Here is a 21,000-nt window from a genome sequence, read left to right on the forward strand (position 1 = left end):
TGTGGGGTTTCCCCATGTGAGAGTAGGTCATCGTCAAGATTAAATTCCGAAACCCCAATTGCGAAAGCAGTTGGGGTTTTGTTTTGGGCGGTCGAAAAGGCACTGCGGCAAGTTTCCAGCAGCACGATTCGATACCACCAACTTGTCTCGTATTGCCGCACTCGGGCAAAGGCGCCGGCAACAGCTTGGGAATTAACGTTACATCTGTACGCAAGAGTCTCGCCCGAAGTCGGTACAAGTCTGCCCCATCTGCTGTGCACTCTAGTGAAGCTCAGAACCGCCACTGTGTTCCAACTCAGTGCCGACGCGCCCTCTGTACATTCCGAAAAGCCCCAGCTCCCGCGCCACTGTAAAGATGGCACGCTTATTTCATAGCGATACCCACGAGCAAGCCTGGCCATGCCACTAAGTCTTGCCGACAGACATCGCACGCCTTGAGCGCCAGGTAATGAAGCCTGATTGACCAGTCCCCTGGTCGATCAGGTTTTTTTTTGGGGAAAATAGATGCGTCGTACCATTGAGGTTGGGCTGTTGCTCTCCACCGAGGGCACTTACAAAAGTGTTGGGCGCAATGCGTTGGCCGGGGCAACCCACGCGCTCGCGCAAATCAATGGCAACCCTGGCTATGACTTTATCCTGCAGGCCACCCACCGCGATCCACGAGGCGTTCTGCACCGGTACAGCGAAGGGGCTGTTGAGTTGATGCAGTCCGGAGTACGGCACATCTTCGGCACCACTACCTCCGCCAGTCGTAAGGAGATCATTCCGGACCTGGAGCAGAACGCCGGTCTGTTGTGGTACGCCTGCCCGTATGAGGGGTTCGAGAGCAGCGAACATGTGCTGTATCTCGGCGGTTGCCCGAACCAGACATTGATCCCCTTGCTGCGCTACGCCCTGCAGACGTTTGGCAAGCGCGCCGTGCTGCTGGGGTCGAATTACAGCTGGGGTTGGGAAAGTAATCGGGTCGCCCGTGAAGTGCTCGAAGTGGCCGGCGCCCATGTGTTGCTGGAGCGCTACATCCATCTGGACGCAACGCCTTTCAGTGAGTTGATCCAGACGTTGCTGGTAGAACGGCCGGCGTTCATTCTCAACAACTTGATCGGGAAGTCCTCCTACGCCTTTTTGCGGCAGTTGGATGCCGCGTGCAACTCCGTCGGCTGGAGCCTGCCGGTGTTGAGCTGCAACCTGACCGAGGCCGAATTGAGTGACGTCGGCGACCTGCGCAGCCTGCGTGTGCTGTCATGTGGTCCGTTCTTTGAAGAAGTCGCCCCTGCGTTCAGCCAGCAGCAGCACATGCTGCATGGGGTGCACCCGATTTCGCACTTCTACACCGGGATGTACGTAGCCCTACACCTGTTTGCCCGAGCGCTGGACCAGTGTGGCAGCGATGACCCCGAGGGTATTTGCCGCTACGTGTACGACCACCCGCAGGACAGCGTGTTCGGCACCCTGGCCATCGCCGAGCGCAACAACCACAGCAGCCAGCCTTGCCATATTGCTGAGCTGCGCGCGGGCCGCTTCGTCGTCCTGCACAGTGAGGCACGGCCACTGCCGGCCGACCCTTACCTGACCGCCACCGACCTGAGTGAATTTCAACGTCTGCGCGCAGTTGCACCCGCACCCCGCCTGAGGATCGTCAAATGAGCCTGTTCAAACGCCCAGACTTTGAAGCGGGTCGGTTGCTGTTGATCGACTGCGAGCCGCGTAGCCTGGCTAACCTGCACAAGAGCTTGCAGCGGCTGGGCATTACCGCGCAGGAGTTGTTTGAGGACGCGGATGATTCGCTCGATGCTTGTTTTGCTGCCATCGTCGAGTTGGAACCCTTTGCCAGCCCCACCACCCTGCAACGCCTGAGCGCTGCCGGCGTGCCCATTGTGGCGCTGACCTCCCACGAAACCCTGTCGCACATCCAGCGCGCCATTGAGTTGGGGGCGACCGCGTTGCTGAACAAGCCGATCACCCAAGGTTCGGTCTACACCACGCTGATGATGGCGATCGGTCTGCGTGAACGACTTGATAGCGACAGCCGCACCATTGAAGCGCTGCAACAGCGACTCCTGGCACGGCCGCTGCTGGCCCAGGCGTTGGCGCGGTTGATGGTCGAGCAGCAGATCGATGAGCGCGAGGCCTATGAGCGCCTGCGCAGCCTGTCCATGCACTTGAACCGTAGCCTGGATGACTTGTGTGCTGAGATGGCGGCAGATCGCCTGCAACCGAGCAGGGGCCAGCTATGAAGGTGTTGCGTGCCTTGGTTCGCCGTCCTGCGGTGGCGTTGTCGCTGTTGTACATCGTGATTGTCGTGTTACTGGCGTTGTTTGCACCGTGGATGAGCCCATACGATCCGTCCGAGCAATTTGTCGAAGGCCTGTCGTTGGAAGGTGCGCCGCTGCCCCCCGATACGCCGTACCTGCTGGGCACCGATCTACTCGGCCGTGATCTGCTGTCGCGGCTGATCTATGGCGCACGGACGTCGTTGTTCATCGGCTTGCTCGCCAATGGCCTGGCGGTGCTGATCGGCACGCTGGTGGGGCTGAGCGCGGGCTTCCTGCGTGGCTGGGTCGGCAGCACGCTGATGCGCTTCACTGACTTGATGATGGCGTTCCCGGCCTTGCTGCTGGCGATTGCGCTGTCGGCGATTTTCCAGCCCAGCGTGTGGATCGTTGCGTTGGTGATCGCCATGGTCAACTGGGTACAGATCGCCCGGGTGATCTACTCCGAAACCATCGCCCTGAGCGCCCGTGACTTTGTGGCCGTAGAGCGAACTCTGGGAGCCAGCTCGCTGCGCATTCTGTTCTCTCACCTGCTGCCTCATCTGCTACCGACCATCCTCGTCTGGGCCACCCTGGGCATCTCGACCACAGTGCTGCTGGAAGCCACCTTGTCGTACCTGGGCGTGGGAGTCCAACCGCCAACGCCGAGTTGGGGCAACATCATTTTCGAGAGCCAGACCTATTTCACCTCGGCGCCGTGGCTGGTGTTTTTCCCCGGCATTGTGATTGTCCTGCTGTCGCTGGCATTCAACCTGGTGGGCGATGCCCTGCGCGACGAACTCGATCCTACCCTGCAAGGGAGAAGCTGAATGTTGGCCTTTATCAGTCGTCGCATCGGCTACTCGCTGTTGATCCTGCTTGGCGTGACCTTCATCACGTACCTACTGCTGTTCATGCTGCCTGCTGACCCGGCACGCCAGATTGCCGGGCGTAGCGCCACGCCCGAAGTGGTGGCCGGGATCCGCATGCAGCTAGGGCTCGACCTGCCGTTCTATCAGCAGTACGCCAATTACCTGGGCAACCTGGTGCAAGGCGACCTCGGGCGCTCCTACATCCAGCGCAGCCCGGTGACGGAACTGATCGGCGCGCGCTTGCGTCCGTCCCTGGAATTGATGGCCGCGGGCATCGGTTTCGAGTTGCTGATTGGTATCAGCCTCGGCGTGATCGCTGCATTGCGCCGCGACAGTTGGGCCGACAAAGCCTTGATGGCCCTCTCGTTCATCGGCGTATCGGCCCCGCAGTTCATCGCGGCGATGCTGTTCCTGTACTTCTTCGCCGTGCAGTTGGACTGGTTCCCCATGGGCGGTTATGGCGGCTTCGAACACCTGCTGTTGCCGGCCCTGACCCTGGGCATTCTCGGCAGCGGCTGGTACTCGCGCATGGTGCGCTCCTCAATGATCGAGGTGCTGCACCAAGACTTCATCCGCACCGCCCGGGCCAAGGGCTTGAGCCGCGTACGCGTGGTGCTGCGGCATGTACTGCCCAACGCCATCGTGCCGGTGATTCCGATGATCGGCATCGATATTGGGATCTTCATGGGCGGGCTGGTGGTGGTCGAGTCGGTCTTCGGCTGGCCGGGAATTGGCCAGTTGACATGGCAGGCGATCCAGCAAGTCGACATCCCGGTGATTGTCGGGGTGACCACGGTTTCAGCGGTGGCAATCGTTTTGGGCAACCTGGTCGCCGACCTGGTGATCCCTTGGGTCGACCCGCGTATCGACATCAAAAAACACTAGGAACATCACCATAGGTAAGGGGCTGGAGCATGAATCGCAAAGCATTATCCTTGGCCATCGCGGCTGCGTTGTTTGCCGGCAATCTGTTGGCCGATGACTTTGATCCAAACGCCAAAGACGGTGGCGCAGCGGTGATTACCTATCAAAACGACGTGGCCACCCTCGACCCGGCCATCGGTTATGACTGGCAGAACTGGTCGATGATCAAAAGCCTGTTCGACGGGCTGATGGATTACAAGCCAGGTACCACGGAACTGACCAAGAACCTGGCGTCGGACTACAGCATCTCCGAGGATGGCACCGTCTATACCTTCACCTTGAAGAAAGGCGTGAAGTTCCACAACGGTCGCGAACTCAAGGCCAGCGACGTGAAGTACTCCCTGGAGCGTACCGTCAACCCGAAAACCCAGAGCCCGGGTGCGGGTTTCTTCAGTTCGATCGTGGGCTATGAAGACATGGCGGCCAGCAAGGCCGAGCAGTTGGCGGGCATTGAGGTCGTCGACGATTACACCGTCAAGATCACGCTCAAGTCGGCAAATGCGACGTTCCTGCAGGTGATGGCGATCAACTTTTCCTTTGTCGTACCCAAGGAGGAGGTCGAGAAGTGGGGCGCCGACTTCGGCAAACACCCGGTGGGCACCGGTGCCTACAGCCTGGCGGAGTGGAAGCTGGGGCAGCAGATTCTGTTCAAGAAGAACCCGGACTATTTCAAGGCGGGCCTGCCGCACCTCGACACGATCGCCTTTGAGGTCGGCCAGGATCCGATGGTCGCGTTGTTGCGTTTGCAAAAGGGCGAGGTCGACATCGCGGGCGACGGTGTACCGCCGGCCAAGTTCCTCGAGTTCAAGAACGACCCCAAGTTCAAGAGCCTGGTGGTCACCGGTGATCAATTGCAAACCGGCTACCTGACCCTGAAAACCACACTGCCGCCCTTCGACAACCTCAAGGTGCGCCAGGCAGTGAACATGGCGATCAGCAAGGATCGCATCGTGCGCATCATCAACGGCCGTGCGGTCCCGGCCAACCAGCCGCTGCCGCCCGCGATGCCGGGCTACGACAAGGACTACAAAGGCTACGCCTACGATGTCGAAGGCGCGAAGAAGCTCTTGGCCGAAGCCGGTTTCGACAAGGGTTTCGACACCGAGATGTACGTGATGAACACCGACCCGCAGCCGCGTATCGCCCAGGCTATCCAGCAAGACCTGGCGAAGGTCGGGGTGCGTGTGAAGATCAAGTCCCTGGCGCAGGCCAACGTGATTGCGGCAGGCGGTTCCAAGGATCAGGCGCCGATGGTGTGGTCCGGCGGCATGGCCTGGATTGCCGACTTCCCGGACCCCTCGAACTTCTACGGGCCGATCCTGGGCTGTGACAGTGCGGTGGACGGTGGCTGGAACTGGGCGCTGTATTGCAACAAGAGCCTGGATGCGCTGGCCGCCAAGGCCGACAGCATGGCCAAGCCGGAGCAACAGGCCGAACGGACTGCGCTGTGGAAGAAGATCTTCATCGATGTGATGGCCGATGCGCCGTGGGTCCCGATCTTCAACGAACAGCGCTTCACCGTGCGCTCCTCGCGCATGGGCGGCAGCGACGCACTGTATGTCGATCCGGTGCACATCCCGGTCAACTACAACTACATCTACCTGAAATAAAGCGCAGCCGGCCTGCCACCACGCCTTCCGGGCGTGGTCTTTACGCGGAGTTTTCTCCCTATGTGCCAGAACTGCCTGGTCAAGACCATTCACAGCGTCAACAGCCATTTCGGCTGGGACAACAGCATCGAACCGACCGCCCGGGTGGCGCCAGGTGCCATGCTGGAGTTCTGCTGTCGCGATTCGTCCAACGGCTTCTTCACGCCGCAATCGACGGTAGACGATGTCGGCAAGGTGCCGTTCGATACGATCAACCCTGTCACCGGGCCGATTTTTGTCGAGGGTGCCGAGCCTGGCGACGTGCTGAAAATCACCCTCGACAGCTTCAAGCCGAGCGGCTTCGGCTGGACAGCCAACATCCCGGGTTTTGGCCTGCTTGCGGACCAGTTCACGGACCCCGCCCTGATGCTGTGGCACTACGACAAAGTGGCCCTGAGCCCGGCGGCCTTCAGTGATTTCGCCAAGGTTCCGCTCAAGCCCTTCGCTGGCACCATCGGCCTGGCGCCGGCATTGGCGGGCTTGCACTCGGTGGTGCCCCCGCGCCGGGTCGGCGGCAACCTGGACATTCGCGACCTGTCGGCCGGCACTACGCTGTATCTGCCGGTGGAGGTCAGCGGCGCCTTGTTGTCGATTGGCGATACCCACGCGGCGCAAGGCGATGGTGAGGTGTGCGGCACCGCGATCGAAAGCGCAATGGATGTGGTGGTGAAGCTGGACCTGATCAAGAACACCCCCCTGGCAACACCGCGCTTCAGCACCCCAGGCCCCGTGACCCGTCACCTGGACGGTGCGGGCTACGAAGCCTTCACCGGCATTGGCCCGGACTTGATGCAAGCCGCACGTCAGGCCGTCAGCAACACCATCGACTGGCTGTGCCGTGAGCACCACATGCCCGCCGAGCAGGCGTACATGTTGTGTTCGGTGTGTGGCGATTTGCGCATCAGCGAGATCGTCGACCTGCCCAATTGGGTCGTGTCGTTCTACTTCCCGAAAATCGTATTTGCCTGATGGCTCGCCAACGACTTGGCGTTTATCGCTTCACGCGTGAGGAGCTTTGATGAGTAACGGGACCTCCCAGCCGATTTTGTCGGTGCAGCAGTTGTCCATCGATGTCGGCATGGGGGCCAGCTCCCGGCGCGTGGTCGATCACCTGAGCTTCGACCTGTTCGCCGGCCAGACACTGTGTATCGCCGGGGAGTCCGGCAGTGGTAAATCGCTGTCGTCGCTGGCGATCATGGGGCTGTTGCCCAAGGCGGTGCGGGTGGCCGAAGGCGCGATCAGCTTTGAAGGGCGCGACTTGATCGGCGCGCCCGAGCGCGAGTTGCAACGGCTGCGCGGCAAACAGATCGGCATGATTTTCCAGGAACCGATGACGTCGCTCAACCCGCTGATGACCGTAGGCCAACAGCTGCAGGAAACGCTGCGCCGGCACGCACCGCTGGGGCGTCAGGCCCTGCGCCAGCGCGCCCGGGAGATGCTTGAATCGGTGCGCATGCCGCAGGTGGAAAAACGCCTGCAGCAGTATCCCCATGAGCTGTCCGGTGGCATGCGCCAGCGTGTGATGATCGCGATGGCCATGCTCTGTCGGCCCAAAGTGCTGATCGCCGATGAGCCGACCACCGCGCTGGACGTGACCATCCAGGCGCAGATCCTGGAACTGATGCGCGAACTGCAACAGGTCTACGGCACCAGCTTGCTGATGATCACGCACGACATGGGGGTGGTCGCTGAAATGGCCGACCAGGTGGTGGTGATGAACCATGGGCGCACCGAAGAACAAGCGCCCGTGCGGCAGCTATTCACCCAGCCCCAGGCCGACTACACCCGTAAATTGCTCGCGGCGGTGCCCGTGCTGGGCACGGCGGGCCAGCCGGGCGACGTCAGCCAGCAACCGGTGGTCTTGCAGGTGCGCGACTTGTCCGTGCGCTTTCCTGTGCGCATGGGCTGGTTCGAAGAAGACAAACAGGTGCACGCGGTAGAAGGGCTCAACTTTGAACTGCGCCAAGGCGAAACCCTGGGGCTGGTGGGGGAGAGTGGCTGTGGTAAATCCACCACCGGTAAGGCCCTGATGAATATGCTGGCCTATCAAGGCAGCGTGCAGTTGTTCGGCAAAGAGTTGAACGGCTTGCACGGCGCCGAACTGCAGGCCGTGCGCCGCGATATCCAAATGGTCTTCCAAGACCCCTACGCGGCCCTGAACCCACGCAAAAACATCCTGGAGCTGGTAGGCGAGCCGCTGTTGATCCATGACCAATTGCCACGGGCGCAACGACAGGAACGTGTCGCCGAACTGCTACGCCAGGTCGATATGCCGGCTGACGCCATGTACCGCTATCCGCACCAGTTCTCGGGCGGGCAACGCCAGCGTATCTGCATTGCCCGCGCATTGGCGCTCAACCCCAAAGTCATCATCGCCGATGAATCCGTCTCCGCCCTCGACGTATCAGTGCAGGCCCAAGTGCTTGAGCTGTTGGAACACTTGCGCGAACAGCATCGACTCAGCTACCTGTTCATTTCCCACGACATGGCCGTGGTCGAGCGCATCTGCCATCGCGTCGCGGTGATGTATGGCGGCCAGATAGTCGAGATCGGCCGCCGTGATCACGTGCTGCACAACCCCCAGCACCCCTACACCAAACGCCTGCTCAGCGCCGTGCCGATGCCTGATGTCGACCAGAAACGTGATTTCAAGGCGTTGCTGCAAGAGTTCGAGCAACCCAGCCCGATCAAGGGCAAGGGGTTTGAAGCGCCGCTGCAGAAGTTTCGTGAAGTGGGCGGTGGGCATTGGGTGGCGGTGGGGTAGTCGATCGCGATTGCGCTCTGGCCGGGCCGATGGCCAGACACAAAAAAACCGGCTCAAGTGGCCGGTTTCTCTGTTGCTGAAAGCCTGGTAGAGACTTTCAGATACTGCTATATGGTGCCCCGAGGGAGACTCGAACTCCCACTCCTTTCGAAAACGGATTTTGAATCCGCCGCGTCTACCAATTCCGCCATCAGGGCTCAATGGCGGCGAAGTATAGAGAGGTGATTACCGTTGGTCAATCACGTTTCATGGTCTATTTTCACTATTTCCGCTAGACTTCCCGGCCCTGCTAGACGAACCCCATCATGCGCGTTGCTGACTTTACTTTTGAACTCCCGGATTCGCTGATTGCTCGCCACCCTTTGGCCGAGCGTCGCGCCAGTCGACTGTTGACCCTGGACGGGGTCAGCGGTGCCCTTGCACACCGTCAATTCACTGATTTGCTTGAGCATTTGCGCCCAGGCGACTTGATGGTCTTCAACAATACCCGGGTGATTCCGGCGCGGCTGTTTGGCCAGAAAGCTTCCGGCGGCAAGCTGGAAATTCTGGTGGAGCGGGTGCTGGACAGCCATCGTGTGCTGGCCCATGTGCGCTCCAGCAAGTCGCCCAAACCAGGGTCGAGCATCCTGATTGATGGCGGTGGCGAAGCCCAGATGGTGGCGCGCCATGACGCGTTGTTCGAACTCAAGTTTGCCGAGGAAGTGTTGCCGCTGCTGGAGCGTGTCGGCCATATGCCGTTGCCTCCTTATATAGACCGCCCCGACGAAGATTCGGACCGCGAGCGCTATCAGACGGTGTACTCCCAGCGCCTGGGCGCGGTCGCTGCGCCGACTGCCGGGTTGCATTTCGACCAGCCGCTGCTGGATGCGATTGCCGCCAAGGGCGTCGAGACTGCCTATGTGACCCTGCACGTGGGGGCCGGGACGTTTCAGCCGGTGCGTGTGGATAACATCGAAGACCACCATATGCACAGCGAATGGCTGGAAGTCAGCCAGGACGTCGTGGACGCGGTCGACGCGTGCAAGGCGCGCGGTGGGCGAGTGGTCGCAGTGGGCACCACCAGTGTGCGTTCCCTGGAGAGTGCGGCGCGCGATGGCGTGCTCAAGCCGTTCAGTGGCGACACCGATATCTTTATCTACCCAGGCCGGCCATTCCATGTGGTCGATTGCCTGGTCACCAACTTCCATTTGCCCGAATCCACGCTATTGATGCTGGTCTCGGCATTTGCCGGTTACCCCGAGACCATGGCCGCCTACCAGGCCGCCATCGATAACGGGTACCGTTTTTTCAGCTACGGTGATGCGATGTTTATCACCCGTAATCCGGCGCCGCGCGGCCCAGAGGAACAACTATGAGTCGTATGTCGTTTGAATTGTTGGCCACCGACGGCAAGGCCCGTCGCGGTCGCCTGACCTTCCCCCGTGGCACCGTGGAGACCCCGGCGTTCATGCCGGTCGGCACCTACGGCACCGTCAAGGGCATGCTGCCGCGTGACATCGTTGCCACCGGCGCCGAGATCATCCTCGGCAACACCTTCCACCTGTGGCTGCGCCCGGGCACGGAAGTGATCAAGAAGCATGGCGACCTGCACGATTTCATGAAGTGGCAAGGCCCGATCCTCACCGACTCCGGTGGCTTCCAGGTGTTCAGCCTGGGCGCCATGCGCAAGATCAAGGAGGAGGGCGTGACCTTCGCCTCGCCGGTGGATGGTTCCAAGGTGTTCATGGGCCCGGAAGAGTCGATGCAGGTCCAGCGCGACCTGGGCTCCGACATCGTGATGATTTTTGACGAGTGCACGCCGTACCCGGCCGATGAAGACGTGGCGCGCATCTCCATGGAGCTGTCGTTGCGTTGGGCCCAGCGTTCGAAGAATGCCCACGGCGACAACACTGCTGCGCTGTTCGGCATCGTCCAGGGCGGCATGCACGAAAGCCTGCGCAAGCGCTCGCTCGAAGGCCTGGACAAAATCGGTTTCGATGGCCTGGCCATTGGTGGCCTGTCGGTGGGCGAGCCCAAGCACGAGATGATCAAGGTGCTGGACTACCTCCCAGGCCTGATGCCTTCTGACAAACCTCGTTACCTTATGGGCGTTGGCAAACCAGAAGATCTCGTAGAGGGTGTGCGCCGCGGTGTGGACATGTTCGATTGCGTGATGCCAACCCGTAATGCCCGCAATGGGCATCTGTTCATTGATACAGGCGTGCTGAAGATCCGTAACGCGTTCCATCGCCATGATGATTCGCCGCTGGATCCCACCTGTGATTGCTACACCTGCCAGAACTTCTCCCGTGCTTATCTGCACCATCTGGACAAATGCGGGGAAATGCTGGGTAGCATGTTGAATACCATCCACAATTTGCGTCACTACCAAGTCCTGATGGCTGGTTTGCGCGAGGCTATTCAACAGGGTACATTGGCCGCCTTTGTCGATGCCTTCTATGCCAAGCGCGGGCTTCCCGTGCCGCCCTTGGACTGAGTTTCCCGACCCTAAGATTCACTATTTGCAACTGGAGTGCTAAATGAGCTTTTTTATCTCTAACGCTATGGCTGACGCCGCTGCACCGGCCGCTGCCGGTCCTATGGGCGGTGGTTTCGAGTGGATTTTCCTGGTCGGCTTCCTGGTCATCTTCTACCTGATGATCTGGCGTCCACAGGCCAAGCGCGCCAAAGAGCAGAAAAACCTGCTGGGCAGCTTGCAAAAAGGTGACGAAGTTGTGACCACCGGCGGTATCGCTGGCAAGATCACCAAGGTTTCCGACGCTTTCGTAGTCCTGGAAGTCTCCGACACCGTTGAAATGAAGTTCCAGAAAGGCGCCATCGCCGCCACGCTGCCTAAAGGCACGCTCAAAGCGATCTGAGTAACAACTTTTACCAATCGACGGGGCGCGCAAGGCGCCCCGCGTCATAAGCGGGCGGCGTGATGCTGAACAAATACCCTCTGTGGAAATACGTACTGATCCTGGCGGTGCTGGCGATCGGTTTTATTTATTCCGCTCCCAATCTCTATCCTGATGACCCTGCGATCCAGATCACTGGCGCCAGCACTTCGCTGCAGGTCAATCAGGCTGATCTGGACCGCGCGAGCAAAGCGCTCACTGACGCGGGAATCCAGGTCAAGGCGGCAACATTGGCAGCTGATGCGAAGGGCGGCTTGTTGCGCCTGACCAAGCAGGAAGACCAATTGCCGGCCAAGGATGTCGTGCGCAAGGTGATGGGTGATGACTACGTAGTCGCGCTTAACCTGGCACAGACCACGCCAAAATGGCTGCGGAGCATCGGCGCACACCCGATGAAACTGGGCCTGGACTTGTCCGGTGGTGTGCACTTCCTGTTGGAAGTGGACATGGACAAAGCCCTCGACGCACGCATGAAAGTCTACGAAGGCGATGTGAAGAGCCTGCTGCGCAAAGAGCGCCTGCGTTATCGCAGCCTGCCGCAGCTCAACGGTGCCATCCAGCTGGGCTTTGCTGACGAGGCTATCCGTGAACAGGCGCGCGCCCTGATTCGCAAGAGCTTCAACGATTTCGACATTGTGCCCGCCGACCTCAATGGTCAGCCGGTGCTGCGTCTGGCGATGACCCCGGCCAAGCTGGCGGAAATCCGTGAATACTCCATCAAGCAGAACTTGACCACGGTCCGTAACCGCGTCAACGAGCTGGGTGTGGCCGAGCCTCTGGTTCAGCGCCAGGGTGCCAACCGCATCGTGGTCGAACTGCCGGGTGTGCAGGACACTGCTGAAGCCAAGCGGATCCTGGGCAAGACTGCCAACCTTGAATTCCGCCTGGCCGCCGAGCCGGGTGCTTCCAAGGCCACCTCCGAGACTTTCGAGTTCCGTGAAGGCAACCGTCCTCCAGCGCAGATCGAGCGTAGTCTGATCATCACGGGCGACCAGGTGACAGACGCCAAGGCCGGTTTCGGTGAGCATGGCACGCCTGAAGTGAACATCCGCCTGGATGGTCATGGTGGCGAACTGATGAGCCGCGCAACCCGCAGCAACGTCGGTCGCAGCATGGCGGTGATCTTCATCGAGCAGCGTCCGGTAACCACTTACGTCAAGCAAATGGTCAATGGCGTCGAAAAAGACGTCGCGGTGCAGACCTTCAAGGAAGAGAAGAAGATCATCAGCCTGGCGACCATCCAGTCGCCACTGGGTGCTCAATTCCGCATCACTGGCCTGAACGGCCAAGGCGAATCTTCCGAGTTGGCCCTGCTGCTGCGTGCTGGTGGCCTGGCTGCGCCGATGTACTTCGCTGAAGAACGCACCATCGGTCCAAGCCTGGGTGCCGACAACATCACCAAGGGTGTCGATGCGTCGCTGTGGGGCATGTTGTTCGTGTCCCTGTTCATCATCGCCATCTATCGCTTCTTTGGCGTCATCGCCACCGTCGCGCTGGCGGGCAACATGGTCATGCTGCTGGCCTTGATGTCGCTGCTGGGGGCTACACTGACCCTGCCGGGTATCGCCGGTATCGTACTCACCATGGGTATGGCGGTGGACGCCAACGTGCTGATCTTCTCGCGGATTCGTGAAGAGATCGCGGCGGGCATGAGCGTGCAGAGGGCAATCAACGAAGGTTTCGGCCGGGCATTCACGGCAATTCTCGACTCCAACCTGACCACGTTGCTGGTTGGCGGGATTCTCTTTGCCATGGGCACCGGTCCGGTCAAGGGCTTTGCGGTGACCATGTCCCTCGGTATCTTTACCTCGATGTTCACGGCCATCATGGTGACCCGCGCAATGGTCAACCTGATCTTTGGCGGGCGTGACTTCAAGAAGTTGTGGATTTAAGGGGCTGCCATGTTACGTACAATCAACTTCATGGGCGTTCGCAACGTTGCGTTCGGCGTCACTGTGCTCCTTACCGTCCTGGCGTTGTTCAGCTGGTTCCATAAGGGCCTGAACTACGGTCTGGACTTCACCGGCGGTACGCTCATCGAGCTGACCTACGAGAAGCCGGCCGACGTAACCAAGGTGCGTACCCAACTGAACGAGGCCGGTTATCACGAGGCCATCGTGCAGAGTTTTGGCGCGACCACCGACCTGCTGGTGCGTATGCCTGGCGAAGACCCGCAACTGGGTCACCAGGTAGCGGAGGCCTTGCTCAAGGTCGGCGGCGACAACCCGGCGTCGGTCAAGCGCGTCGAGTTCGTCGGCCCGCAGGTGGGTGAAGAACTGCGCGACCAAGGCGGCCTCGGCATGCTGATGGCGCTGGCCGGCATCATGATCTACCTGGCCTTCCGCTTTCAGTGGAAGTTCGGGGTTGGTGCCATTGTCTCGCTGATCCACGACGTGATCGTGACCGTGGGTATCCTGGCGTACTTCCAGATCACCTTCGACCTGACAGTATTGGCGGCGGTGCTGGCGATCATTGGTTACTCCCTCAACGACACCATCGTGGTATTTGACCGGGTTCGCGAGAACTTCCGGGTACTGCGCAAGGCGACGTTGATCGAGAACATCAACATATCCACCACCCAGACCCTGTTGCGCACCATGGCGACGTCGATCTCCACCTTGCTGGCGATTGCCGCATTGATGATCTTCGGTGGCGACAACCTGTGGGGCTTCTCCCTGGCGCTGTTTATCGGCGTACTGGCGGGCACCTACTCGTCGATCTACATCGCCAACGTGGTGCTGATCTGGCTGAACCTCAACAGCGAAGACCTTATTCCTCCTGTTGCGACAGACAAGGAGGTCGACGACCGCCCTTGATGGGTGTTTGTTGATCTGCTGTTACAAAGAAGGCGTGAGTATTGAACTCGCGCCTTTTTTTTTGCTCCAAGGCTGGGTATAGCGCGGACGTTTCAGTCCGCTTGTGATGGTCAGGAGGTTCACGTGAACAAGTCGTTACTGGTTGGTGCGGTATTGGGTGCTGTCGGTGTGACTGCCGGGGGTGCTGTTGCCACCTACAGCCTGGTAAAAAGCGGCCCTGAGTATGCGCAAGTGCTGGCGGTGCAGCCGGTCAAGACCCAGATCAAAACCCCTCGTGAAGTCTGCAAGGACGTCACCGTGACCCGGCAACGTCCGGTGCAGGATCAGCATCAAATCGCCGGTACCGTGGTTGGCGCCCTGGCCGGCGGCCTGCTGGGTAATCAGATCGGCGGCGGTACTGGCAAGAAGATTGCCACCGTAGCCGGTGCAGTGGGTGGTGGTTATGCCGGTAACAAGGTTCAGGAAGGCATGCAGAACCGTGATACCTACACCACCACCCAGACGCGCTGTAACACCGTCAACGACATCAGTGACAAGGTTGTCGGGTATGACGTGCGTTACAACCTGGATGGCAAGGAAGGATCGGTGCGTATGGAGCGTGATCCTGGTAGCCAGATCCCTGTGGATAAAGAGGGTCGCCTGATCCTCGGCCAGAATCAGCAGTAATACCAAGTCTGGCGAAGTTCAAAGTGTGGGAGCGGGCTTGCTCGCGAAAGCGGTGGGTCTGTACCGGTAAGCTAGCTGGCAGAGCGCTATCGCAGGCAAGCCAGCTCCCACATTGGGCATTGCCCAAATCGGTAGGAGCTGGTTCCGGCCAAATCCCAGGCATAAAAAAAGCACCCCTCGGGGTGCTTTTTTGTGCTCGCTCGCTTAACGCTTCAGCGAAGCCGGCAGGTGCGGCTGGATCGCCGTCAGTACTGCCTTGAAGCATTTGGTGTTGCCTGCAACCACGTGACCCTTCTCCAGGAAGTCGTGGCCGCCGGTGAAGTCGCTCACCAGGCCACCGGCTTCTTGAATCAGCAGGGCGCCTGCAGCCATGTCCCACTCGGACAGGCCTGATTCCCAGAACGCATCAAAACGACCGGCGGCCACGTAGGCCAGGTCCAGGCTGGCTGCACCGGCGCGGCGGATGCCGGCGGTCTGGCCAACCAGGGCGCGGAACATGCCCAGGTAGTTTTCCAGGTTGTCCATCTGGTCATCACGGAACGGGAAGCCGGTGCCCAGCAGGGCGCCGTCCAGGCTGGTGCGACCGCTGACGCGCAGGCGACGACCGTTCAGCTGGGCGCCACGGCCACGGCTGGCGGTGAATTCTTCCTGGCGAACCGGGTCGAGTACGACTGCGTGTTCCAGGCGGCCACGGTATTTGCAGGCAATGCTCACGGCAAAGTGCGGGATGCCGCGCAGGAAGTTGGTGGTGCCATCCAGTGGGTCGATGATCCACAGGTAGTCTTCGCCTTCGCCACTGCCTTTGTGCAGGCCGGTTTCTTCGCCGAGGATGCCGTGGGTAGGGTAGGCCTTGCGCAGGGCGTCGATGATTTTCTGTTCGGCGGCGCGATCCACCTCGGATACATAATCCTTGGCGTCTTTTTCGTCGACCTTGATGGTATCCAGGCGCTCGATGGAGCGGAAGATCAATTCACTGGCGCTGCGGGCGGCGCGCAGCGCGATATTCAGCATGGGCTGCATGGATGTGTCACCTAAGGTTGTTAAAGAAAGCCGAGCATTCTAGCAGAAACTTTCTTCAGGTGAAGGACGACGTTCGCTTTCATGGCATAACCTTAGGCTGTTCTGTAAGATTTGCTCCCCTTTCCCGTGTCCGAGAGCGCCTCCCTTGCTGCAAAACATTCGTGTCGTCCTCGTCAATACCAGTCACCCCGGCAATATCGGCGGGGTGGCGCGGGCTATGAAGAACATGGGGCTGACGCGCCTGGTGCTGGTGGAGCCACGTGTGTTCCCACACCATGAGGCCGACGCTCGCGCCTCCGGCGCCAATGACATCCTGGAAAAAGCCCAGGTCGTCGCCAGCCTGGAAGATGCTCTGGTCGGTTGTAATCTGGTGCTCGGCACCAGCGCCCGCGACCGCCGCATTCCCTGGCCGCTGCTCGATCCTCGCGAATGCGGGGCCAAAGTGGTCGAAGAGGCGGCCGGCGGCGCCGAAATCGCCTTGGTATTTGGTCGTGAAGACTCCGGCCTGACCAATGACGAGCTGCAGCGATGTCATTTTCACGTGCACATCCCATCGGACCCTGAATTCAGCTCGCTGAACCTCGGGGCCGCCGTGCAAGTGTTGAGTTATGAAGTGCGAATGGCCTGGTTGGCGGCACAAGGCCAGCCGAGCAAGATGGAGAAGGACGAGGTTGCATCCACCAAAAGTGGCGAGTTGGCCACCATGGATGAGCTGGAGCGGTTCTATGAACACCTGGAGCAAACCCTGGTGGCCATCGAATTCCTCGATCCGGAAAAACCACGGCACTTGATGGCGCGCCTGCGCAGGCTTTACGGACGCAGCTCGGTCAGCCGGGCAGAAATGAATATATTGCGTGGCATCCTCACGGAAACCCAGAAAGCGGCCCGTGGCGAGCTTCTTAAGCGGAAGGATTAAAAATGTTCGAGCGTTTGCGAGAAGATATCCAGAGTGTTTTCCACCGTGACCCGGCGGCGCGCAACGCCTTTGAAGTGCTGACCTGCTATCCCGGGATGCATGCGATCTGGATTCACCGTTTGTCCGGTGCCTTGTGGGGTATGGGCTGGAAGTGGCTGGCGCGGCTGGTGTCGAACTTCGGTCGCTGGCTGACCGGGATCGAGATTCATCCGGGGGCCAAGGTGGGTCGTCGCTTCTTTATCGACCATGGCATGGGCATCGTTATTGGTGAAACCGCCGAGATTGGTGACGATGTGACCCTTTACCAGGGCGTGACTCTGGGGGGCACCACCTGGAACAAGGGCAAGCGTCACCCGACCCTTGAAAATGGCGTGGTGGTCGGGGCGGGGGCCAAGGTCCTGGGGCCGTTTACCGTCGGTGCCGGGGCCAAGGTTGGCTCCAATGCCGTAGTCACCAAGGCGGTGCCGCCAGGCGCCACCGTGGTAGGGATTCCCGGGCGGATCATCGTCAAACCGGAAGTCGGCGATGAGCAGGAGGCCAAACGAAAGGCCATGGCCGAGAAAATCGGCTTCGATGCCTACGGCGTCAGCGAAGACATGCCGGACCCGGTGGCGCGCGCCATTGGCCAGTTGCTCGACCATCTGCAGGCGGTAGACGGCAAGTTGGACGGCATGTGCGGCGCGCTGAAGGATCTGGGCAGTCCCTACTGTGCGAAGGATCTGCCTGAGTTGCGCGAAGAAGACTTCGCCGAAATAAAGGACGAAGCCGCCACCAAGGCCGGCTGAGTCCTCGCGATCATCGCAAGCCCCCCCCTGTGGGAGCGGGCTTGCCCGCGAAGGCGGTGTCTCAGTCGCCTAAACGAATGGCTGACCCACCGCCTGCGCGAACAAGCCAGCTCCCACAATTGATCTGCCGCGTGCCTGGCAATGCAGGTTGTCCGCTGCCGCTGTTCGATCCCACCCCGTCCTGCTACAATTCGCGCGCCCTTTTTACGGGTATTCCTGACTAAAGTACTAGGTCTTATAGTTGACTTAAATACTCGGGAATCGCATACTTGCTCCCATTCTGAAACACCTTGGTACTTGTCCATGAGACTGACTACAAAAGGCCGTTACGCGGTGACCGCCATGCTTGACCTGGCCCTGCACGCGCAAAACGGGCCGGTGTCCCTGGCCGATATCTCCGAGCGCCAAGGCATTTCCCTGTCTTACCTTGAGCAACTGTTCGCCAAGTTGCGCCGCAGTAACCTGGTTTCCAGTGTGCGCGGCCCGGGCGGCGGTTATCAGTTGTCCCGCGACATGCAGGGCATCCAGGTTGCCCAGGTGATCGACGCGGTGAATGAATCCGTCGATGCCACCAAGTGCCAGGGCCTGGGTGATTGCCATGCCGGCGACACCTGCCTGACGCACCACTTGTGGTGTGACCTGAGCCTGCAGATCCATGAGTTTTTGAGTGGTATCAGCTTGGCTGATCTTGTGACTCGCCGTGAGGTGCAGGAAGTAGCCCAGCGTCAGGACCAGCGCCGATGCAACACCAAGGCGCCGCGCCTGGACAAGATTGAAGCGTCCGCCGTCGAGTGACAGCCGCAGAGCTAACGGCACGCCAGCCAGCCTGATTTAGGAGAAAGTCCATGAAATTGCCGATTTACCTTGATTACTCAGCGACCACCCCGGTTGATCCGCGTGTCGCGCAAAAGATGAGCGAGTGCCTGCTGGTTGACGGAAACTTCGGCAACCCGGCCTCTCGCTCCCACGTTTTTGGCTGGAAGGCCGAGGAAGCGGTGGAGAACGCTCGTCGCCAGGTCGCAGACCTGGTCAATGCCGACCCGCGTGAAATCGTCTGGACTTCCGGTGCCACCGAGTCCGACAACCTGGCAATCAAGGGCGCCGCGCATTTCTATGCGACCAAGGGCAAGCACCTGATCACCACCAAGATCGAGCACAAGGCCGTCCTCGACACCATGCGCCAACTGGAGCGTGAAGGTTTCGAGGTTACCTACCTTGAGCCGACCACTGACGGTATCGTCACCCCGGCCATGATCGAAGCCGCGATGCGTGAAGACACCATTCTGGTTTCCGTGATCCACGTAAACAACGAAATCGGCACCATCAACGACATCGCCGCCATTGGCGAGCTGACCCGCTCCAAGGGCGTGTTGCTGCATGTCGATGCTGCCCAGTCCACCGGCAAGGTCGACATCGACCTGTCCAAGCTGAAAGTCGACCTGATGTCGTTCTCGGCCCACAAGACCTACGGCCCCAAAGGCATTGGCGCGCTGTACGTGAGCCGCAAGCCACGTGTGCGCATCGAAGCCACCATGCACGGCGGCGGTCACGAGCGCGGCATGCGTTCGGGCACCCTGGCGACCCACCAGATCGTGGGCATGGGCGAAGCCTTCCGCGTAGCCAAGGAAGACATGGCTGCCGAAAACGTGCGCATCAAGGCCCTCAGCGATCGCTTCTACAAGCAGGTCGAGAACCTTGAAGAGCTGTACATCAACGGCAGCATGACCGCCCGCGTACCGCACAACCTGAATTTGAGCTTCAACTACGTTGAAGGCGAGTCGCTGATCATGGCGCTCAAGGACCTGGCGGTTTCGTCTGGTTCGGCCTGCACCTCGGCCTCCCTTGAGCCGTCCTATGTCCTGCGCGCCCTGGGCCGCAACGACGAGTTGGCGCACAGTTCCATCCGCTTTACGTTCGGCCGTTTCACCACCGAAGAAGAAGTTGACTACGCGGCGCAGAAAGTCTGCGAAGCGGTCACCAAGCTGCGCACTCTGTCGCCGCTGTGGGACATGTTCAAAGACGGTGTCGATATTTCCAAGATCGAGTGGGCGGCACACTAAATATAGAAGCCGCCACCCAAGCTCTGTAGGAACGTGGCGGAAAACGCAGGCGTTTCTACAGGGTTCCAGAGCGGCCCTGATGAGTGAGGATTGAGTACCATGGCTTACAGCGAAAAGGTCATCGACCACTACGAAAACCCGCGCAACGTCGGCAAGATGGACGCGGAAGATCCTGATGTCGGCACCGGCATGGTCGGCGCTCCGGCGTGCGGCGACGTCATGCGCCTGCAGATCAAGGTCAACGAGCAGGGCATCATCGAAGATGCCAAGTTCAAGACCTATGGCTGCGGTTCGGCCATCGCCTCCAGCTCCCTGGCGACCGAGTGGATGAAAGGCAAGACTCTGGATGAAGCAGAGACCATCAAGAACACTCAGCTGGCCGAAGAACTGGCCCTGCCGCCAGTGAAAATTCACTGCTCGGTACTCGCAGAAGACGCCATCAAGGCGGCCGTTCGCGACTACAAGCAGAAGAAAGGCTTGATCTAAGCATTTGGCGACGAGTAAGGAGTCAACGATGGCTATCAGCATGACAGAAGCGGCTGCGCGGCACGTGCGACGCTCCCTGGATGGGCGCGGTAAAGGTGAGGGGATTCGTCTGGGTGTGCGCACCACGGGCTGTTCCGGCCTTGCCTATGTGCTGGAGTTCGTCGACGAGGTGGTTGCGGAAGACCAGGTGTTCGAAAGTCACGGCGAGAAAGTGATCATCGACCCTAAAAGCCTGACCTACCTGGACGGCACCGAGCTCGATTTCGTCAAGGAAGGGTTGAACGAAGGCTTCAAGTTCAACAACCCCAACGTGCGCGGTGAATGTGGCTGCGGCGAAAGCTTCAACATCTGAGGCTATTTGTGGGTACTCCTTGTCATTTCGCTTTATTCGAGTTGCAGCCGAGTTTTCGCCTGGACCTCGAACAGCTTGCCACGCGCTACCGTGAATTGGCGCGTGGGGTGCATCCGGACCGCTTTGCCGACGCTTCCGAGCGTGAGCAACGCCTGGCGCTGGAGCAGTCAGCCAGCCTCAACGAAGCCTATCAGACGCTCAAAAGCCCTCCCAAGCGCGCGCGTTACCTGCTCGCCATGGGCGGTCGCGAGTTGCCGCTGGAAGTTACGGTCCATGACCCTGATTTCCTGATGCAGCAGATGCAATGGCGCGAGGAGCTCGAAGACTTGCAGGACGAGGCCGATCTGGCTGGCGTCGCGGTCTTCAAGCGCCGTCTGAAAGTGGCCCAGGATGAGCTCAACGAAAGCTTCGCAGCTTGTTGGGATGATGCAGCGCAGCGTGAACAGGCCGAACGCCTGATGCGGCGCATGCAGTTCCTCGACAAGCTCACTTACGAAGTGCGCCAGTTAGAAGAGCGCCTCGACGATTAACCCAGTGCTGCACA

The 21,000-nt window shown here is 60.0% G+C and carries 21 protein-coding genes and 1 tRNA gene; 20 read left to right on the plus strand and 2 right to left on the minus strand.

Annotated features, from left to right (window positions below; genetic code table 11):
• Nucleotides 1–504: 504 nt before the first annotated feature.
• The 7 genes from BHC62_RS08360 to BHC62_RS08390 are packed head-to-tail and all read left to right on the plus strand — an operon-like array spanning nucleotide 505 to nucleotide 8,458.
• A complete protein-coding gene (locus BHC62_RS08360; protein WP_070994730.1) occupies nucleotides 505–1,644 on the plus strand; it encodes a transporter substrate-binding protein in 1,140 nt (379 codons plus the stop codon).
• Nucleotides 1,641–2,234 (plus strand): ANTAR domain-containing response regulator, encoded by a 594-nt coding sequence (locus BHC62_RS08365; protein WP_070994731.1) that lies wholly within the window; start codon nucleotides 1,641–1,643, stop codon nucleotides 2,232–2,234. Before BHC62_RS08360 ends, BHC62_RS08365 begins: the two co-directional genes overlap by 4 nt.
• Nucleotides 2,231–3,079, plus strand: a complete 849-nt coding sequence (locus BHC62_RS08370) for an ABC transporter permease (protein ID WP_070994732.1) — start codon at nucleotides 2,231–2,233, stop codon at nucleotides 3,077–3,079. Before BHC62_RS08365 ends, BHC62_RS08370 begins: the two co-directional genes overlap by 4 nt.
• Entirely contained in the window at nucleotides 3,080–4,006 is a 927-nt protein-coding gene (locus tag BHC62_RS08375; RefSeq protein ID WP_032867356.1) for an ABC transporter permease, read from the plus strand. It begins immediately after the preceding gene.
• A gap of 29 nt (nucleotides 4,007–4,035) precedes the next feature.
• Nucleotides 4,036–5,655: an ABC transporter substrate-binding protein gene (locus tag BHC62_RS08380; protein WP_029298619.1), complete on the plus strand. Its 1,620-nt coding sequence runs from the start codon at nucleotides 4,036–4,038 to the stop codon at nucleotides 5,653–5,655.
• 60 nt (nucleotides 5,656–5,715) lie between these two features.
• Nucleotides 5,716–6,663 carry an acetamidase/formamidase family protein gene (locus BHC62_RS08385; protein ID WP_070994733.1) on the plus strand — a complete coding sequence of 316 codons (948 nt, stop codon included), beginning with the start codon at nucleotides 5,716–5,718 and terminating at the stop codon, nucleotides 6,661–6,663.
• 49 nt (nucleotides 6,664–6,712) lie between these two features.
• Nucleotides 6,713–8,458, plus strand: coding sequence for an ABC transporter ATP-binding protein (locus BHC62_RS08390; protein ID WP_070994734.1), 1,746 nt, complete (start codon nucleotides 6,713–6,715; stop codon nucleotides 8,456–8,458).
• Nucleotides 8,459–8,570: 112 nt separating this feature from the next.
• On the opposite strand, the gene BHC62_RS08395 is transcribed toward BHC62_RS08390, so the two are convergent.
• Nucleotides 8,571–8,655: transfer RNA gene (locus BHC62_RS08395), tRNA-Leu, on the minus strand.
• A gap of 108 nt (nucleotides 8,656–8,763) precedes the next feature.
• Here BHC62_RS08395 and queA point away from each other — a divergent pair.
• From queA to BHC62_RS08425, 6 genes are all read left to right on the plus strand, one after another.
• Nucleotides 8,764–9,813, plus strand: coding sequence for a tRNA preQ1(34) S-adenosylmethionine ribosyltransferase-isomerase QueA (gene queA / locus BHC62_RS08400; RefSeq protein WP_070994735.1), 1,050 nt, complete (start codon nucleotides 8,764–8,766; stop codon nucleotides 9,811–9,813).
• Nucleotides 9,814–9,818: 5 nt separating this feature from the next.
• The gene (gene tgt, locus BHC62_RS08405; RefSeq protein WP_032858353.1) at nucleotides 9,819–10,934 is read left to right on the plus strand and encodes a tRNA guanosine(34) transglycosylase Tgt; all 1,116 of its coding nucleotides are present in this window, start codon (nucleotides 9,819–9,821) and stop codon (nucleotides 10,932–10,934) included.
• A gap of 43 nt (nucleotides 10,935–10,977) precedes the next feature.
• Complete coding sequence (yajC, locus tag BHC62_RS08410; protein ID WP_003175975.1) at nucleotides 10,978–11,316, plus strand: preprotein translocase subunit YajC; 339 nt, start codon at nucleotides 10,978–10,980, stop codon at nucleotides 11,314–11,316.
• 62 nt (nucleotides 11,317–11,378) lie between these two features.
• A complete protein-coding gene (secD, locus tag BHC62_RS08415) occupies nucleotides 11,379–13,247 on the plus strand; it encodes a protein translocase subunit SecD (RefSeq protein ID WP_029298580.1) in 1,869 nt (622 codons plus the stop codon).
• A 9-nt stretch (nucleotides 13,248–13,256) separates the two neighbouring features.
• The gene (secF, locus tag BHC62_RS08420; protein ID WP_029298578.1) at nucleotides 13,257–14,171 is read left to right on the plus strand and encodes a protein translocase subunit SecF; all 915 of its coding nucleotides are present in this window, start codon (nucleotides 13,257–13,259) and stop codon (nucleotides 14,169–14,171) included.
• A gap of 123 nt (nucleotides 14,172–14,294) precedes the next feature.
• Entirely contained in the window at nucleotides 14,295–14,837 is a 543-nt protein-coding gene (locus tag BHC62_RS08425; protein ID WP_029298576.1) for a glycine zipper 2TM domain-containing protein, read from the plus strand.
• Nucleotides 14,838–15,041: 204 nt separating this feature from the next.
• Here the strand turns inward: BHC62_RS08425 and suhB are convergent, their stop codons facing one another.
• Nucleotides 15,042–15,857, minus strand: coding sequence for an inositol-phosphate phosphatase (gene suhB, locus BHC62_RS08430; protein WP_003175971.1), 816 nt, complete (start codon nucleotides 15,855–15,857; stop codon nucleotides 15,042–15,044).
• 145 nt (nucleotides 15,858–16,002) lie between these two features.
• On the opposite strand from suhB, the gene trmJ reads away from it, so the two are divergent.
• The 7 genes from trmJ to hscB all read left to right on the plus strand — a co-directional run bounded on the left by trmJ (nucleotide 16,003) and on the right by hscB (nucleotide 20,986).
• Nucleotides 16,003–16,773, plus strand: coding sequence for a tRNA (cytosine(32)/uridine(32)-2'-O)-methyltransferase TrmJ (trmJ, locus tag BHC62_RS08435; RefSeq protein WP_070994736.1), 771 nt, complete (start codon nucleotides 16,003–16,005; stop codon nucleotides 16,771–16,773).
• A gap of 2 nt (nucleotides 16,774–16,775) precedes the next feature.
• A complete protein-coding gene (cysE, locus tag BHC62_RS08440; protein WP_029298570.1) occupies nucleotides 16,776–17,558 on the plus strand; it encodes a serine O-acetyltransferase in 783 nt (260 codons plus the stop codon).
• A gap of 303 nt (nucleotides 17,559–17,861) precedes the next feature.
• A complete protein-coding gene (gene iscR, locus BHC62_RS08445) occupies nucleotides 17,862–18,353 on the plus strand; it encodes a Fe-S cluster assembly transcriptional regulator IscR (protein ID WP_003210305.1) in 492 nt (163 codons plus the stop codon).
• Between the two features lie 50 nt (nucleotides 18,354–18,403).
• Nucleotides 18,404–19,618 carry an IscS subfamily cysteine desulfurase gene (locus BHC62_RS08450; protein WP_070994737.1) on the plus strand — a complete coding sequence of 405 codons (1,215 nt, stop codon included), beginning with the start codon at nucleotides 18,404–18,406 and terminating at the stop codon, nucleotides 19,616–19,618.
• Nucleotides 19,619–19,717: 99 nt separating this feature from the next.
• On the plus strand, nucleotides 19,718–20,104 hold the full coding sequence (iscU, locus tag BHC62_RS08455) for a Fe-S cluster assembly scaffold IscU (RefSeq protein WP_003443374.1): 387 nt from the start codon (nucleotides 19,718–19,720) through the stop codon (nucleotides 20,102–20,104).
• 28 nt (nucleotides 20,105–20,132) lie between these two features.
• Entirely contained in the window at nucleotides 20,133–20,456 is a 324-nt protein-coding gene (gene iscA / locus BHC62_RS08460; protein WP_010565230.1) for an iron-sulfur cluster assembly protein IscA, read from the plus strand.
• An 8-nt stretch (nucleotides 20,457–20,464) separates the two neighbouring features.
• Nucleotides 20,465–20,986: a co-chaperone HscB gene (gene hscB / locus BHC62_RS08465; protein WP_038446309.1), complete on the plus strand. Its 522-nt coding sequence runs from the start codon at nucleotides 20,465–20,467 to the stop codon at nucleotides 20,984–20,986.
• The last annotated feature ends 14 nt before the right edge of the window (nucleotides 20,987–21,000 follow it).

Origin of the sequence: Pseudomonas sp. 06C 126, from assembly GCF_001855215.1 — a bacterium.
Taxonomy (GTDB): Bacteria; Pseudomonadota; Gammaproteobacteria; order Pseudomonadales; family Pseudomonadaceae; genus Aquipseudomonas; species Aquipseudomonas proteolytica.

Excerpts from the sequence above, each read along its gene's own strand:
- cysE (WP_029298570.1), top strand. The coding sequence starts at position 16,776 with ATGTTCGAGCGTTTGCGAGAAGATATCCAGAGTGTTTTCCACCGTGAC.
- queA (WP_070994735.1), top strand. The coding sequence starts at position 8,764 with ATGCGCGTTGCTGACTTTACTTTTGAACTCCCGGATTCGCTGATTGCT.
- BHC62_RS08365 (WP_070994731.1), top strand. The coding sequence starts at position 1,641 with ATGAGCCTGTTCAAACGCCCAGACTTTGAAGCGGGTCGGTTGCTGTTG.
- BHC62_RS08360 (WP_070994730.1), top strand. The coding sequence starts at position 505 with ATGCGTCGTACCATTGAGGTTGGGCTGTTGCTCTCCACCGAGGGCACT.
- BHC62_RS08450 (WP_070994737.1), top strand. The coding sequence starts at position 18,404 with ATGAAATTGCCGATTTACCTTGATTACTCAGCGACCACCCCGGTTGAT.
- iscA (WP_010565230.1), top strand. The coding sequence starts at position 20,133 with ATGGCTATCAGCATGACAGAAGCGGCTGCGCGGCACGTGCGACGCTCC.
- BHC62_RS08370 (WP_070994732.1), top strand. The coding sequence starts at position 2,231 with ATGAAGGTGTTGCGTGCCTTGGTTCGCCGTCCTGCGGTGGCGTTGTCG.
- BHC62_RS08375 (WP_032867356.1), top strand. The coding sequence starts at position 3,080 with ATGTTGGCCTTTATCAGTCGTCGCATCGGCTACTCGCTGTTGATCCTG.
- secD (WP_029298580.1), top strand. The coding sequence starts at position 11,379 with ATGCTGAACAAATACCCTCTGTGGAAATACGTACTGATCCTGGCGGTG.
- BHC62_RS08380 (WP_029298619.1), top strand. The coding sequence starts at position 4,036 with ATGAATCGCAAAGCATTATCCTTGGCCATCGCGGCTGCGTTGTTTGCC.
- suhB (WP_003175971.1), bottom strand. The coding sequence starts at position 15,857 with ATGCAGCCCATGCTGAATATCGCGCTGCGCGCCGCCCGCAGCGCCAGT.
- tgt (WP_032858353.1), top strand. The coding sequence starts at position 9,819 with ATGTCGTTTGAATTGTTGGCCACCGACGGCAAGGCCCGTCGCGGTCGC.
- yajC (WP_003175975.1), top strand. The coding sequence starts at position 10,978 with ATGAGCTTTTTTATCTCTAACGCTATGGCTGACGCCGCTGCACCGGCC.
- iscR (WP_003210305.1), top strand. The coding sequence starts at position 17,862 with ATGAGACTGACTACAAAAGGCCGTTACGCGGTGACCGCCATGCTTGAC.
- secF (WP_029298578.1), top strand. The coding sequence starts at position 13,257 with ATGTTACGTACAATCAACTTCATGGGCGTTCGCAACGTTGCGTTCGGC.
- iscU (WP_003443374.1), top strand. The coding sequence starts at position 19,718 with ATGGCTTACAGCGAAAAGGTCATCGACCACTACGAAAACCCGCGCAAC.
- BHC62_RS08385 (WP_070994733.1), top strand. The coding sequence starts at position 5,716 with ATGTGCCAGAACTGCCTGGTCAAGACCATTCACAGCGTCAACAGCCAT.
- BHC62_RS08390 (WP_070994734.1), top strand. The coding sequence starts at position 6,713 with ATGAGTAACGGGACCTCCCAGCCGATTTTGTCGGTGCAGCAGTTGTCC.